The sequence below is a fragment of the Tistrella mobilis genome (genome assembly GCF_041468085.1).
Lineage (GTDB): Bacteria > Pseudomonadota > Alphaproteobacteria > Tistrellales > Tistrellaceae > Tistrella > Tistrella mobilis_A.
In genome coordinates this window covers 382646-397151 of record NZ_CP121014.1, presented here as the reverse complement: position 1 = coordinate 397151, position 14506 = coordinate 382646, and the positions used below count along the sequence as shown (strand labels likewise).

At 67.9% G+C, this 14506-nt stretch carries 14 protein-coding genes; 7 read left to right on the top strand and 7 right to left on the bottom strand.

What is annotated here, in order from left to right:
• The first annotated feature begins 26 nt into the window (after nucleotides 1-26).
• Both P7L68_RS01695 and P7L68_RS01690 read left to right on the top strand, forming a co-directional pair.
• A complete protein-coding gene (locus P7L68_RS01695; protein WP_371998703.1) occupies nucleotides 27-908 on the top strand; it encodes an SDR family oxidoreductase in 882 nt (293 codons plus the stop codon).
• Nucleotides 905-1924, top strand: a complete 1020-nt coding sequence (locus tag P7L68_RS01690; RefSeq protein ID WP_371998702.1) for an aldo/keto reductase — start codon at nucleotides 905-907, stop codon at nucleotides 1922-1924. Before P7L68_RS01695 ends, P7L68_RS01690 begins: the two co-directional genes overlap by 4 nt.
• A 31-nt stretch (nucleotides 1925-1955) precedes the next feature.
• Here P7L68_RS01690 and P7L68_RS01685 read toward each other — a convergent pair whose 3' ends face one another.
• The 5 genes from P7L68_RS01685 to P7L68_RS01665 are packed head-to-tail and all read right to left on the bottom strand — an operon-like array spanning nucleotide 1956 to nucleotide 6257.
• Entirely contained in the window at nucleotides 1956-2957 is a 1002-nt protein-coding gene (locus tag P7L68_RS01685) for a class I SAM-dependent methyltransferase (RefSeq protein WP_371998701.1), read from the bottom strand.
• Nucleotides 2958-2980: 23 nt separating this feature from the next.
• The gene (locus tag P7L68_RS01680; protein ID WP_371998700.1) at nucleotides 2981-4054 is read right to left on the bottom strand and encodes an NAD(P)H-dependent flavin oxidoreductase; all 1074 of its coding nucleotides are present in this window, start codon (nucleotides 4052-4054) and stop codon (nucleotides 2981-2983) included.
• Nucleotides 4051-5055 carry an aminoacyl--tRNA ligase-related protein gene (locus P7L68_RS01675; RefSeq protein ID WP_371998699.1) on the bottom strand — a complete coding sequence of 335 codons (1005 nt, stop codon included), beginning with the start codon at nucleotides 5053-5055 and terminating at the stop codon, nucleotides 4051-4053. Before P7L68_RS01675 ends, P7L68_RS01680 begins: the two co-directional genes overlap by 4 nt.
• 42 nt (nucleotides 5056-5097) lie before the next feature.
• Entirely contained in the window at nucleotides 5098-5349 is a 252-nt protein-coding gene (locus P7L68_RS01670) for an acyl carrier protein (RefSeq protein ID WP_371998698.1), read from the bottom strand.
• A complete protein-coding gene (locus P7L68_RS01665) occupies nucleotides 5349-6257 on the bottom strand; it encodes a diiron oxygenase (protein WP_371998697.1) in 909 nt (302 codons plus the stop codon). The genes P7L68_RS01670 and P7L68_RS01665 overlap by 1 nt, the downstream gene beginning before the upstream one ends.
• A 947-nt stretch (nucleotides 6258-7204) precedes the next feature.
• Here P7L68_RS01665 and P7L68_RS01660 point away from each other — a divergent pair.
• The 3 genes from P7L68_RS01660 to P7L68_RS01650 all read left to right on the top strand — a co-directional run bounded on the left by P7L68_RS01660 (nucleotide 7205) and on the right by P7L68_RS01650 (nucleotide 9493).
• A complete protein-coding gene (locus P7L68_RS01660) occupies nucleotides 7205-8482 on the top strand; it encodes an MFS transporter (protein ID WP_371998696.1) in 1278 nt (425 codons plus the stop codon).
• 16 nt (nucleotides 8483-8498) lie between these two features.
• Nucleotides 8499-8936, top strand: coding sequence for a thioesterase family protein (locus tag P7L68_RS01655; RefSeq protein ID WP_371998695.1), 438 nt, complete (start codon nucleotides 8499-8501; stop codon nucleotides 8934-8936).
• Between the two features lie 101 nt (nucleotides 8937-9037).
• Nucleotides 9038-9493: a hypothetical protein gene (locus P7L68_RS01650; RefSeq protein WP_062770049.1), complete on the top strand. Its 456-nt coding sequence runs from the start codon at nucleotides 9038-9040 to the stop codon at nucleotides 9491-9493.
• Nucleotides 9494-9579: 86 nt separating this feature from the next.
• Here P7L68_RS01650 and P7L68_RS01645 read toward each other — a convergent pair whose 3' ends face one another.
• Nucleotides 9580-10800, bottom strand: a complete 1221-nt coding sequence (locus tag P7L68_RS01645; RefSeq protein WP_371998694.1) for a DUF2599 domain-containing protein — start codon at nucleotides 10798-10800, stop codon at nucleotides 9580-9582.
• Between the two features lie 294 nt (nucleotides 10801-11094).
• A complete protein-coding gene (locus P7L68_RS01640) occupies nucleotides 11095-12414 on the bottom strand; it encodes an ATP-binding protein (protein WP_371998693.1) in 1320 nt (439 codons plus the stop codon).
• A 168-nt stretch (nucleotides 12415-12582) separates the two neighbouring features.
• On the opposite strand from P7L68_RS01640, the gene P7L68_RS01635 reads away from it, so the two are divergent.
• Together P7L68_RS01635 and P7L68_RS01630 are read left to right on the top strand one after the other, a co-directional pair.
• The gene (locus P7L68_RS01635) at nucleotides 12583-13353 is read left to right on the top strand and encodes a MipA/OmpV family protein (protein WP_371998692.1); all 771 of its coding nucleotides are present in this window, start codon (nucleotides 12583-12585) and stop codon (nucleotides 13351-13353) included.
• A gap of 117 nt (nucleotides 13354-13470) precedes the next feature.
• Nucleotides 13471-14208 (top strand): response regulator transcription factor, encoded by a 738-nt coding sequence (locus P7L68_RS01630; RefSeq protein ID WP_371999237.1) that lies wholly within the window; start codon nucleotides 13471-13473, stop codon nucleotides 14206-14208.
• Nucleotides 14209-14506 lie beyond the last annotated feature (298 nt).

Genomic DNA, 14506 nt, shown 5'->3' with positions numbered 1-14506 from the left:
GTTATAAGAACTCAAGGAGCTGATCCATGTTCGCATCCGGGCTTCTTCAGGGCCGTCGGGCGCTGATCACCGGTGGCGGGTCGGGGCTGGGGCTCGCCATTGCGCGGCGCTATGCCGAACTCGGCGCCGATCTGGTGCTGGTGGGACGGCGGGCCGCCGTGCTGGAGGCGGCGGCAGAGGGTATCCGCGCCGATCACGGCGTGGCGGTCGACTGCCATTCCTGTGATGTCCGCCATGCCGATGCGGTCGAGGCGATGATGGACCAGGCCTTCCGGAGCCGGCCGGTCGACATCCTGGTCAATTCGGCCGCCGGCAATTTCCTGGCCCGGTCGGAGACGCTGTCGCCGCGGGCGATCGATGCGGTGGTCGATATCGTGCTCAAGGGCGGGGCCAATGTGACCCTCGCGGCCGGCCGGCGCTGGATCGCGGCCGGCATGCCGGCCGCGGTGCTGTGCATCCTGACCCAGTCGGCCCTGACCGGCGCGCCCTACAAACTGCCCTCGGCCATGGCCAAGGCGGGGGTGCTGGCGATGATCCGCTCGCTGGCGGTGGAATGGGGTCCGGCGGGGATCAGGCTGAACGGCATCGCCCCCGGCCCCTTCCCCACAGAAGGCGCCTTCGGCAGGTTGCGGCCCGCGGGCACCGACCTGCCGCCGGCCGAGGCCGGCGTCGCGCTGGGCCGCACCGGCAGGCCGCAGGAACTGGCGGATCTGGCCGCCTTCCTGGTTTCCGACGGCGCCGGCTATATTACCGGCGAGGTGCTGGCGATCGATGGCGGCCGGCGCCTGGAAGGTGCCGCCGGCCCCGATCTTCCCGCCCTGCGCAGCTGGACGCCCGACACCTGGGCGGCGCTGCGCAATCTTGGACGACAGCCCGCCACGCCGGCCGGCGAAAAGGAGACGGCATGATGCCCACCCCCCTGCCCACAGTCCCGCTCGGCCGCGGTGGCCCGGCCGTGCCGGTGCTGGGCCTGGGCTGCATGGCGATGACCGGCAGCTATGGCGCGCGCGACGGGCAAGAGGCCCTGCGCACCATCCACCATGCCGCAGACCGGGGCGTGACCCTGATCGACACGGCCGACATGTATGGCTGGGGCGCGAACGAGGAACTGGTCGGCCGGGCGCTCGCCGCCCGCCCCGGCCTGCGCGCAGAGGTGCAGATCGCGACCAAATTCGGCTTCGTACAGCCCGAGGGCGGCGGCAATCTCCGCGGCATCGACGGCCGGCCGGAACGGGTGCCGGCGGCGCTGGAGGCAAGCCTCCGCCGGCTGGGCACCGAGGTCGTCGACCTCTGGTATCTGCACCGGCTGGACCCGGATGTGCCGGTGGAAGAGACGGTCGGCGCCATGGCCGAAGAGGTCCGGAAGGGGCGGGTGAAACAGATCGGACTGAGTGAGGTTTCAGCCGCAACCCTTAGAAAAGCCTCAGGAATTCACCCGATCGCCGCGGTGCAGAGCGAGTTTTCCTTGGTCTCTCGCGAGCCCGAAAACGGCCTGCTCGCCGCCTGCGCCGAAACCGGCACCAGCTTCGTCGCCTATGGCGCGCTGGGCCGCGGCCTGCTCGCCGGGGCCGTCGGCGGCGGCGGGCTTGCGGCCGATGACGGCCGGAAGATCTACCCCCGCTTCGCGCCCGAAAACCTTGCCCGCAATGCCGATCTCGCCGGCCGGCTGGCGGCGCTGGCCGCGGAACGCAACACCACCCCCGCCGCCCTGGCGCTCGCCTGGGTGTTCTCTGCCGGCACCCCTGCCGCCCCGGTGATCGCCCTCTTCGGCGCCTCGCGGCCGTCGCGGGTCGACGACAATCTGGCGGCGCTGGCCCTGCAGCTGACGGAAGAGGACCGGGCGGCGATCAGTGCCGCTGTGCCGCCCGGCCTCGTTGCCGGGGAACGGTATGCCCCCGACCGTATGGCAGCCATTGATCGCTGACCCTCAGGCTCGGCTCTTCAGCCACGGGCCATCAGGGCCGGACCGCGGTCACCATCGACAGGCCGGACTTGCCGACCGGACCGGTGGTGATCCCGGTGAAGCCTGAGCGTTCGGCGAGTGCCGCCATCTCTTCCAACGTCCGGCTGTGGCCGCCGCTCCACAGCGCGAGCGCCGAAAGATTGTGCAGGGTGGCAAAGAGCGGCCCCGTCCGGTCGGGCTGGACGAAATGCCCCTGCACCACCACCCGCCCGCCGGGCCGGAGCGCATCGCGGGCGCGGCCGAGCATCGACAGGCAGACCATGTCGCTTTCCTGATGCAGCACATTCGACATCAGCACCAGGTCCAGATCCTCGCCGAAACGATCCAGGCGGTAGTCGATCACCCCGGTATCGATCCGGCCGGTAAGGCCGTGGGCATCGACCATCGCCCGGGTGATGTCGAGCACCGGGGCCAGGTCGAGGACGGTCAGCTTCAGCGCCGGCGCCGCATTGGCGAGCGCGATCGCATAGGTTCCGGCGCCACCGCCGACATCGACCCCACGCCGCAGCCCTTCAAGCGGAAGGGCGGACGGCAGTTCCGCCGCTCCGCGGCGGGCATATTCATGCATGCCCAGGATGAAGTCGCGCATATAGGCGGGATCGTCGCCCAGTCGCAGGCCCTGATCCTCGACCGTGGCACCGCTGCGCACGGCATCGGCCAGCCGGCTCCAGGGCCGGGACCAGCGGCCCATCACCCGCACCCAATGGATGAGGGTATCGGGCGAACCGGAGGTCAGCAGCTTCGTCGCCATCTCGGTATTGCGATAGCGGCCATCGGTCTCGGGGTCACGGGTCAGCAGCCGGAGCGCCACCCCGGCATCGAGCAGCCGGACCATGCCGTCGGTCGAGGCGGCAAGCCGGTCGGCGAGCGTCGCCGCCCGCGCCGGCCCTTCGGCCAGGGCGTCGAAGACGCCAAGCTCGGCCATGGCATAAAGCGGCTGTCCCTCCCAATAGCCGAAGGCGAGCCGGCTGAGGGTCATGAAGGCGATGTCCATCAGATATCTCCCGGAGGATCTTTTCAGCCGGCCCGCATCGTGACGGGTGCAGCCGCAACGGTCAGGTCCGTCGCCGCCGCGTTGCGGCCGGCCGCGAAACCTGTGGCCAGACGGGCGACGATGGCAGCGGCGGGCTCGATCCGGGTAACGGCATCGCACCCCGTGCCGCAATAGAGCGCCATTTCCTCGATCCGGCCCGAGCTGTGGATGGTCGGCACGGCCGCAGAGCCGCGCGGTACCGGATAGGGCCGGCCGAACAGGACCGTGCGGCCGATGAAGGCAGGCTCGGGTGGCACTGCCGCCTCGGTCACCGCATTGCGCAGCACCCGGTGCGGCCGGCCGGGCCAGCCGATTTCGAAGCGGTCGCTGACGACGGTATCTGCCGCGCGAGCCGCCATCACCTTTGCGCGGTAGACATCATGCGCCGCACTTTCCGCCGCGCAGATGAAGGCCGTGCCGGCAAGCACCGCATCGGCGCCGGCCGCGGCGGCGGCCGCCGCCGCGTCACCCGAGGAGATGCCACCTGCCGCAATCACCGGGATCGCGGGCAGGCGTTCGACCAGGGCTGCGACCAGATCGGTCATCGGCCGGCGCGACAGATGGTGGCCGCCCGCCTCGTGACCCTGGATGATCAGCTGGGTGGCGCCGCGGTTCACCGCCTCCACCGCATCGAACACGCTGCCGATCTGCACGATCACCTCGCGCCCGACATCGCGTGCGGGTGTGATCGCCGCCCGGGGCGGCAGGCCATAGAAGCTGACGAAGGGCGGCGTCTCTGCCGGTGCCGCCAGCACTGCCCGTACCTGATCGACCAGCACCGCTTCCGAGACGACCTCGGGCACCAGATTGATACCGAAGGCACGCCCGGTCAGCCCGGCCGTCTCGGCGATCAGGGCCGTGATCTCCTGCGGCGGATGCTTGTAGAGCCCGACGATGCCGGCGCCGCCGGCCTCGGCTACGGCTGCAACCAGCCGCGGCCCGGCGATACCGCCCATCCCCGCCTGGAAGACCGGCAGGGCTGCCCCGACCCTGCCGGCTGCCCGTCCGGCCGCCCCCTCACCGGGGGCGGACCGGAGGGCCGGAGCATCGGCGTTCACGCCTCCGCTCCGGCGGGGGTGCGCTTGCGCGGCGCCTGGGCGACATCGGCCGTGGGCGGCGACACCATCGAGCCGGCGTCGAGGCCGAGCGCGGCATCCTCGGCCGCCTCGTCGGCGATCGCGACCTCGAACGCTGCCCGGGCGCGTCGGGCATCGCCACCATGCTGATCCAGCAGGGCATGCATCCAGCGCTCCAGACCGAAGGCGACACAGCCGCTGAAGGCATGTTCACCATCGGCCGTGCGGATGTCGCACCGCTCGCCGAAGAAGTTGCGATGGAAGTTGACCGAGGCGATGGCGAGCGAGCCGCCATAGACGAACTCTTCCTTCACCGGGAACAGCTTCTGCATGGCGGTACGCGCCGCATCTGCCGAGAAGAACGGATCGGTCGCCGCCTCGATCCCGAGCGGCAGATCCAGCCGGTCGGCGAAGGCGCGGATCTTCGCCCGGAAGGTCTTCAGATGCGCCTTGACCGCATCCTGCGGACCGATGCAGACGATCTCGCGCATGCTGAAGCCCATCAGGCGGCGCAGACCGTCGTAATGGGTCTCGCGGCGGAAGCAGCGACCAATGGTGGTGGTGAAACGGGGGCCGTCGAGCCGGCTGCCGCGCAGGTCAAGATAGATGTTGTAGCAGGCGGCGGTGGGCAGCAGATGGGTGGCATCGGTCAGTCGATCGCCCGCGATCACGCCGACCGGGCCGGCCTTGGCCTCTGCCGCCACCGCCGCCTGATGCGGTTCGGCGATGCCGGCGGTCATCACGCCCAGATGCGGAAAGTTGTGGAAGAAGTCGAGCGTGTCGAGATCGGCCGCACGCATCAGCGGCGGATAGATCATCGGTCGGGCCGGAATCCTCCGGGCCCAGGACCGGATATGGTCGTCGAGCGCGGTCATCAGTTCGGTGACGTCGGGGCCGAGCGTCACCAGCCCGTCTTCGGCCGCACGATAAAGGGGGGTATCCGCCGCAGCCTGGCCGTGGCCGCAATCATGTTCGGTGCACATCGGGGGAACTCCTCAGGATCGTCCTCAAGAGGGTGCTGCAGATCAGCCGGCAAGGAAGGTGCTGCGGATGGCTGCCAGACTGCGAAAGGCATCGACCGAGACGCCGTCGAGCAGGTTCGACCGTCCGGTGACCTCTTCGAGCAGAAAGACGAATTCCATGAAGTCCAGGCTGTCGATCACCCGATTCTCGATCAGGTCCATGTCGTCGGGGATGGCCTGGAGTTCGGGATTGCGGGCCAGAAGCCAGTCGAGGATACGGGCCTCGGCATCGGCGGCGGGGGTGAGGTCGGTCATCATGCGGCCTCCCGTACGGGGCGAAGGATACCGGTGGCGGTCATGAAGTCGGTGGTCCGACGCAGCACCTTCGCATCGAATGCGGCGCGGGCCGGATCGGCCATCAGGCGACGGCGCAGCGCCAGCGGTTCGGCGATACCGGCATCGCGATAGACGTCGGGCGAATAGAAGCCGCGCACGCTGGCGGTCATGTAGCGGCGCAGATATTCCGACACCTTGTCGAGCAGGGCTTCGTCACCCTTGGCGCGCAGCTCGTCATGCAGCAGCACCATCAGCTTGCGGCCGAAAGCGATGTGGCGGCTTTCATCGACATGGTGGACGTGGTTGATCTTGCGAATGGCCGGGTCGAGCCGCTCGTCAGAGCCCATCGCCGTGTTGTAGAAGTCGACGATCTCTTCGAAGATCGTGATTCGGGCGAAGGTGAGGAAATTTTCGATCGCCGGATCAGTCGCGGTCTCGATCCGCACCTGACGATCGGGGTAGAGCTTGCCGGCATAGCGCATGCAGAACTCGGCGAAGAACCACATGTGGTCGTTCTCTTCGCCGACGAAATGGTGGAAGAACTTCGATGCCACTTCATAGCCGGGCTCGTGCAGGCGGGCGATGACCGCTTGAAGCAGCTCGCGGATGCCGTGCACGTTCAGGCTGTAGAAGTTGATGCTCTCCCACTTGGCGAGCCTGCGGAGGGTGTCCTCGTCCAGCTCGGCCCCCGCCTCGGTTCCCGAAACCGAGAGCAGTTCGGGCGACATCCACCAGCTGTCCGCGTCGATGGCGTCCGGCCAGTCGAAGCTGCGATAGGGGTTGTAGTAGCCGTCGACGGACAGCTGCGACAGCCGGTCGATGGCCCGGGCGAAGGCGGGTTGGGCGAGCACGCCCGGCGATGCTGGCACGGTGCTGGTCTGAAGCATGATGATCCCCTTGGCCGGCAGCACGGTCCAGGCCCGCTACCGGTTCGATCGATTCCAGATGTTCAGGGTGAAATGTCGATCTGCCTGCCGGGCCGGCAGCGGCACCTCCCGAATGCGCTCAGGAGGCACGGGCCTGGCCGGACCGTGGCAGCCGGCTCAGCGTCTCGTGAAGGCGAGCGGGAACATGATCATATCTTGCGTCTCCCCGTTCAGCCTGGAAATCGACCCGTTTTTTATTATGAGGCACAGTTTGCGACTTTGTGTCGCCCACAGCCGTTCGAGCGATCGTACCAGGCATTACCCTTTTCATAAATACAACCACAGGACGGGCGATTCAATCCGTCATCTCAAAATAATTGACGCATGGTCCATATAATGGACAATGTAAAGGCATGTCACAACAACCGCGGGTGACTCCGGTTTCCAGGGAAGCGGACACCGCCCTGACGGCAAATCCCGGGCATTTTCGCAAAAAAGGCCAGCATTTCTGTCCAATTCTCCAGGAATGGCGTCGATGTGCAGCTGAAATTGCTGGCCATGTTCACGTGCATGGCGGCGCCGAGGCCCTCTCATCCTCCGAATTCCCTCGTCGATCGAATTTTTTATTCCATATTATGGACTTTTTAGTGTGCGGCGCAATGTGCCCGGAGGTTATGTCGTGGCGTGGATATACGAGCAGGCCGCAGGATGTCTCGGGCATGCAGGCGACCCAGATTTCAGCCCGGCACACCACAGCATGAATACCGAACTTATTTGCAATGCAGCAAATATACATTCCGTAATGATGCTTACATTAAATCATATTTTTGACATGCCAGATTCTCGCCCCTAATCTTCGAGTCGAGGCTGGAATGAATATTCTCCCGGATCGGGTCCGAGGATCTCTGCGCCTGCCTCTCCTCCCGTCCATCCGCCCTCTCCCCCCTCCCAACAGGGATCACCGCCCGATGTCCACCCCTCCCGCCATCCCCGAGACGAGCCGACGGACCGCAGAGGTACCGCGCGCCGTAACGGTGATGCTCGGCATGCTTGTGGCCGGCTTCGCCCTCAGCCATCTCTACCGCACCCTTCCGGCGGTGATGGCGGGCCCGCTTCAGGCCGGATTCGGCATCGGGGCGGAAGGGCTGGGCGTTTTCGCGGCGGCCTTCCATCTGGCCTTCGCACTGGTCCAGCTTCCGGTCGGTCTGGCGGTGGACCGGTTGGGCGTGCGGCGCACGGCCACGCTGCTGCTGCTGATCACCGCCGCCGGTGCCGCGGCATCGGCTGTGGCGCCGGCTTTCGGCTGGCTGGTCGCCGCGCAGGCGGTGATCGGCATCGGCTGTTCCGGTCTGCTGATGGCGCCGCTGGTATTCGCCAGCCATGCCTGGCCGACCGAGCGTTTCGCGGCGGTCTCGGGTGCCGTGGTTTCCATTGGCGGTGCGGGGATGCTGCTTTCCGGCACGCCGCTCTCGCTTGCGATCGAGCTTGGCGGCTGGCGGGGCGCCTTCGCTGCCTGTTCGGTTCTGACGCTGGTCGTCGCCGCGGCCATTCATCTGGGCCTCGCCCGGGCGCCGGTTCCGGCACGGCGGCCGGTTGCGGCGGGGACCACCGGCACCCGGCTGGTGGAAGACATCCGCGGCACGCTGGCGATCCTGATCTCGCCGGCGATGCGCGGCACGGCGGCGCTCGCCCTCATCTCGTATCCGGCGCTGATCACGCTACGCGGCCTCTGGCTCGGCCCCTTCCTCGATGCCGCCTATGGGCTCGATGCGGTGACGATCGGCAATATCGTGCTGGTGGTTTCGGCAGTGATGGTGGTGGCCCCGCTGGGCTTCGGCCGCGCCGACCACCCCGGCGGCCGCCGACGGCTGCTGATGACCGGCGGCGGCCTGCTCGCCGCGACCGCGCTGGCGGCACTGGGCCTGGCCGGCGGCCGCATGCTGGCTCTCGATCTGGCGCTGACCGGCATCGCAGTCGCAGCCGGCTCGTTTTATGTGCTCCAGTTCGCCGTGGTGAGGGCCGGTTTCCCGCCTGAAACCATGGGCCGGGCGCTGGCCGGGCTGATCTTCTGTTTCTTTGCCGGCGTCGCTGTCTGGCAGGTCGCAACCGGCGTGATCGCGGGCGCTTCCGGCGCCGGCGCGGCCGATCTGGAGGGCATCCGCCGGGTCTTTCTGGTGCTGGGTCTGGCACTCGGCATCGTTTCGGTTGTAACTGGCCGGGGCCGCCCTGCGGCTGCCGCCCTCTGATCCGGAGGATCCAGACATGAGCGAGATCGGCGATCTGATCGCCACACTGCCCGGACTGACGCCCGGGCTCGAAGGCCGCATGACCCATCTGGTACGGCCACAGGATCTGGCGGATGCCTGGCAGGGAGAGGTCTCCGCCCTGGCCTCGGCACCGGTGATCTGGCTGGCCGAACTGGCCTGCATGCGCGCCGTGGCCGCCGCCCTGCCACCCGGCCACACAACCGTCGGGGTCGGCTTCGACCTGCGTCATCTGGCCCCCACCCCGGCGGGCGTCACCATAGAGATCACCGCCCGGCTGAACCGGGCGATCGGCCGTTCCCTGCTGTTCGAGGTCCGCGGGACCGATGGGGCGGGCATCATCCTTGATGGCCGCATGACCCGCCATATCGCCGAACCGGCCGTGGTGCTGCAGCAGATGACGCGACGGCATGGTGCAACCCGTCCGTCGGTATGACAGCCCCCCGCCCCCCGCATGCCCCACAGGGTGACATTCGCCCCCGCGATCGCTACATATTCCCGGTTCCGCAACCGGCGAGATGAAGGAGACGCGATCGCATGACCGCCATCGACCGCCTGCCTGCCACCGACCCCCGCGCTGCGCTGAAGCTGTTGTCGGCGGCGTTGATCAAGGTTCACAAGGCGATGCTCGATACCGAGCTGGAGCGGTTCGGCGCGGCCGCGGATCCGTATCAGCGGCTGTCGCTGGTGACCGGGCATCCGGATTTCGCCTGGCTGAAGGCGATTTCGGATCTGATCGTCGCGATCGACGAAACCCGCAGCCCGCGGCGCCTGCCGCCGCCGGGGCCCGGGGATGTGGCGCGGCATGCAGGCGAGGTTGCGGCCCTGGTGCGGCCGGGACCCGACAGCCTTGCGACCGCAGAGGCCGGCGAGGCTGCGGGCGCGCAGGCGCGCTATCATGCCCTGGTCGGCGAGGTCACCGAGGTGGCCGTGGCCCATGGCGTGCTGCGCAAGGTGCTGGACCAGCTGCACCCGCCGGCACAGGCGCATTGATCGGGGCCGACGACCGAAAGACCGGACAATCAAGACCGCCGGGGGCGATACGGCCCCGGCGGTTTTTCATGGGGGACGGGCAAGGCTCAGACGAAGGGCGGGTTGCAGTCTTCCTTACGGGTCAGCTCGGGGCTGTCGGCGCGGCGATCGGGTTCCAGGTTCCATTCATCCTTGTGGCGGGCAATCTCGATATGGCAGGTCAGCTGGGCCTGCATGCCGGCCGGGTTGTGCCACTGGGGCGTGTTGCCGAACCTGGCCTGGATCTCGGCGAAGACCGCAGGTGCCGCCTGGACCGCGATGTTGCGGGCGCAATCGGTCGGCACCAGGCTGAGGCTCAGATGCGGCGAGCCGGGATGGGTGGTCCAGCTGCCGCGCTCGATATATTGCGGGCAGGACGCCGCCGCCGCCGGCTTGATCGCCTGATCGGCATCGACATAGTGGAAGGTGGCGTTCTTGTTCGCCGTGGGCAGGGTCATCCGGATCACCGGCACGAAACGGCCGGTGGTGCGGTAATAGTCGGCCTGGTCGCCGCGCGCATCCAGCAGGGCCTGATCGCCGGCATCGGCCAGATAGAAGAAGGATTCGATCGGCAGCTTGTCGCCGATGCCCTGCGCCCAGGTGGCGGCGCGCATCTCGTTCTGCTGGCCCAGCGAGACCGCACCCAGCTGATTCATCGCCCGGATGACCTGCTGGAAGGCATAGGCCGTGCCCTGGGGCGGGCTGGTGTGATCGGCGACGGTGAAGCCGCAGGCGCGGAAACCGGTGCTGGAATTATGCGGCTGATAGCTGCTCAGCCACTGCTCGGCGCTCAGGATGCCGATCGACTGGCAGGGCGCGCTGCGATTGGTGGTGTCGTCGGTCCGCCTGCCGCAGCCCTGATCGGTGCGCGCATCGGTGGCGCCATCCAGCGGAAACGCGCAGACGAAGTTGAAATCCATCGCCCAGGACGGCGCGCCGAAAATCGGATAAACGGTGTAGCCGTTATGGTAGTTGAAGGCGAGGTTCTGGAACCGCGCATCGGCCCGCAGATAAGAGAAGGAAACGCCCCCCGTCCGCACCGAGGTCGGGCTGGGATCCCAGGAATGATAGGCGGTGGAATAGCGCGTGCCGCGGAAGATGACGCCGGAGCACAGGAAGGCCGGGCGCGACGGCCCGCCGCAATCGGCCGCGGTGTTGTAGTAACGGTCGGTCAGATCGGACGCCGTATGGGTGCTCTGCGCGCCCGCCGGCAGCGCCGCGGCCACGGCCAGCAGCAGCGCCAGCCCGATCCTTCGCCCAAAAGTGATCGTTTGCTGTAAAGAACTCATCGAAACCTCTCTATCCGAAGCGGGCATTACCCTCTTCGCCGTCTGATGCGCATCGATCCCTGGGGATGCCTGAAGCATCCACAGCAAATGAACCCGCGCCGGAGCACGGACGATACGGGCAGTGGCACAGGGTCACCCAGCCGAGGGGACAGGCTACCAGTTACCAAAGATGCACAGACAGCCACATGACATATGGATTGTTATCACTGCGTTTAATGTTATCAATCAATAATTGATTGATGCTTTAAATTTAAACCTCCGGGATTCCGATGAACGGACAGTCCGGAACGCCCGTCAACCCGTTGGGATCGTCAGGCGCACCGTCAGCCCGTGCAGAGGGCTGTCGAGCAGATCCAGCCGGCCGCGATGGGCCAGGACCACTTCGGCCACGATGGCGAGGCCCAGGCCGAAGCCGGTGCCGCCATCCCGGCGGGCGTTGTCGAGCTTGAAGAAGGGGTCGAGCACCCGGGCGCGCTGGTCCTGCGGGATGCCGGGGCCGTTGTCCGCCACCTCGATCACGAAGACGCCGTCGCCGGCGGTGAGGGTGAGGTCGGTGCGGGTGGCGAAACGGGTGGCGTTTTCGCAGAGATTGGCCACCGCCCGGCCCAGCGCCAGCGGCCGGCAGCGGGCGACCAGGCGGTTGGGGCCGTGGAAGCGGATGTCGTGGCCGATGTCGGCGAAATCGCTGCAGATGGTCTGCAACGTGCTGGCCACATCCACCCGCTCCACCGCCTCATGCGCATGGTCGTCGCGCAGATAGGCCAGGCTTTCATCCAGCAGCGCCTCCAGCCGGTGGACATCCGCCAGCAGGGCCATGCGCAGATCGGGGTCGGCGACGCGGTCGGCGCGCAGCCGGATGCGGGTCAGCGGCGTGCGCAGATCGTGGCTGATGCCGCGCAGCATGCGGGTGCGGCTCTCGACCATGGTCACGATCCGCCGGCGCATGCGGTTCAGCGCCCGGGCCAGCATCACGATTTCGATGCTGCCGCGTTCCTCGAAAATCTCGGGCCCGCCCGTCAGATCCGCCCCGGCCGCGGCGGCGGCGATGCGCCGCAGCGGCCGGGTGATCACCCGGCCCGAGAACACCGCAAACAGCAGGCACAGAATGACCAGGGCCAGAAGATAATTCGGCAGGGGCCCCGTCACCTCGCGCAGTTGCATCTGCGGCGATGCGAAATCCGCGATCAGCAGCGTGCGGTCGTCGACCTCGACCGCCATCACCCGCCGGCCGTCGAGAAAGGTCCGCCAGCCGCCGACCGGCGCCAGGACGTCGTCCGGCACCAGCAGACGGGCGCCGAAGCGATCGAGCAGACCGTCATCGGGCGCAGCGGTCGCAAAATCCGCGGCAAGCTCGCGCGCTGCCAGGTCGAGCCGCCATCCCGCCATCCCGGCCATCTCCAGCACCGCCGCGCGTCCCTCCGGCGGCGCATGCCCGACCAGACCGGCGAGGGTCCGCACCCGCTCGACGGCCTGCTTCAGGTCAGGCCGCACAGCGGACTGGCCGACCCAGCGATCCAGAGCCGGTTCCAGCGTGTCGAAAAGAAACAGGCCGGCCATGACGACGGCGATGATCTGCACCTGAAGGGTCAGCCGGGGAATGGTGAGGCGCGTCATCTCGGCTCCGGAGAGAGATGGTGGATGATGGATCGGGAACCGGGGCCATCTTCGCATATCGCGGGCCACGGCGGTTGCGCCGCAACAAAACGTAACAAATCGACACCCTCAAACCCGGCGCGATATGGGAAGCAGGGGCATCGGTCCTCATCGTCGCACGGAGCCGTCATGCGTCGTCTCACTTCACGGAACAGATCTCTTCTGCTGACTGCACCCGCCCTGGCCCTGCTCAGCCTGGCGCCCCGGGGCGCCGACGCCCGCGACTGGAGCCTGGTGCTGGGCGCCGGGGCCGGGCTCGTACCCGAATACGAAGGCGGCGAGGATCTGGAGGTCTCCCCCCTGCCGCTGGTGCTCTTCACCTGGCAGGACTGGCTGACCGTCTCGCCCGGCGGGGCCGAGGCGCGCGTCGCCCGCTGGGGGCAGCTGTCGGTCTCGGGCCGGCTCGGCTATGAACGCGGCCGCGACCAGGATGATGCCGACCGGCTGAGGGGGCTTGGCGATGTCGATGGCGCCGCCACCGCCGGGCTGAAACTCGCCTGGACCTCAGAGCCTTTCGAGGTGTATCTGACGGTCGACCGGGCGCTGGGCGGTAGCGACGGGCTGACGGGCAAACTCGGCCTCGACTACACGGCCAGGGTTTCCGACCGGCTGACGCTGACCGCCGGCATCGCCGCCGTGATGGCCGATGACGAGCATATGCAGAGTTATTTCGGCATCGATCCCCGCCAGTCCGCGGCATCGGGCCTGGCACGCTACGATGCCGAAGCCGGGTTGAAGCGGGTGGATTTCGAAACCACCGCCACCTGGATGATGGGGGGCAACTGGCTGCTGCGCGGCGCGGCCGGGGTGGGCGTGCTGACCGGCGATGCCGCCGACAGCCCGGTGGTGGAAGAAAAGGTCCAGCCAAAACTGTCGCTGGCGCTGGGCTACCGCTTCTGATCTGGTTGGGGAGGATCGGAGGATCGGAGGATCGGAGGATCGGCGGGGCCGTGCCTTGCGTCTGCGGCCCCGCTGACATGTTGCATCTGACCGGCGGATCGATGCGAGGTGACGACCATGCAGCCATGCGGGGGCATACAATCGGGCGGGGGCCCCCATATCCTGATCGTCGAGGATGATGCCGGGATCGGCGGGCTGCTGGCCCTGACGCTTCAGGAAAACGGCATGCAGGCGACCCTGGTCGGCGATGGTCGCGGCATGGCCGCAGCCCTGGCGCGCCGGGGGTTCGACCTGATCGTGCTGGACGTGATGCTGCCCGACGAAGACGGGATCAGCCTCTGCCGGCGCATCCGTGCCGGGATGACCATCCCGATCATCATGCTGACGGCACTGGGCGAGGAGATCGACCGGATCGTCGGGCTGGAGGTGGGCGCGGACGACTATGTCACCAAGCCGTTCAGCCCGCGGGAACTGGTCGCCAGGATCCGCAGCCTGCTGCGCCGCGCCTCTTACGGCGCGACATTGCCCGACGGCCGCCGCCGGCTGCGCTTCGACGGCTGGGAGATCGACCCGCTGCGCCGCCAGCTGCACGACCCGTCCCGCGCCCGCATCGCGCTGACAACCACCGAGTTTGATCTGCTGCTCGCCTTCTGCCGCAATCCCGGCCGGGTGATCGCGCGCGAAGAGCTGCTGTCGCTGACCCATGCCGGGCTGGCGGGGCCGATCGAGCGCAGCATCGACGTGCATATCAGCCGGCTGCGCCAGAAGATCGAAGCCGACCCGAAAGAACCCGCCCTGCTGCGCACGGTGCGCCTGGGCGGCTATGTCTTTACGGCGGTGGTGGACGAGATCTGATTGCCCGGCTTGCGCGCCGGCGGGCGGACGGTCAGGATCGACTGACGGATCACCTGCCGCTCCGGACGACACCGCCTTGCCGTCCGACGCCCCACGCTGCCCGCTGGAGGCCACCGGCGACGAACTGGTCACGATCTTCCGCCGCACCTTTCAGCTGCCGCGCCCTGACGGATCGCTGCCGCGCACCTTCCACGACCTGGAACATGGCTGCCTGGACGGCGTGTTCACCGTGCCCCCGCCCGCGGATCCGGCGCTGGCGCAGGGGCTGTTCGCCCGGCCAGCAGGACGGCCATCTGAA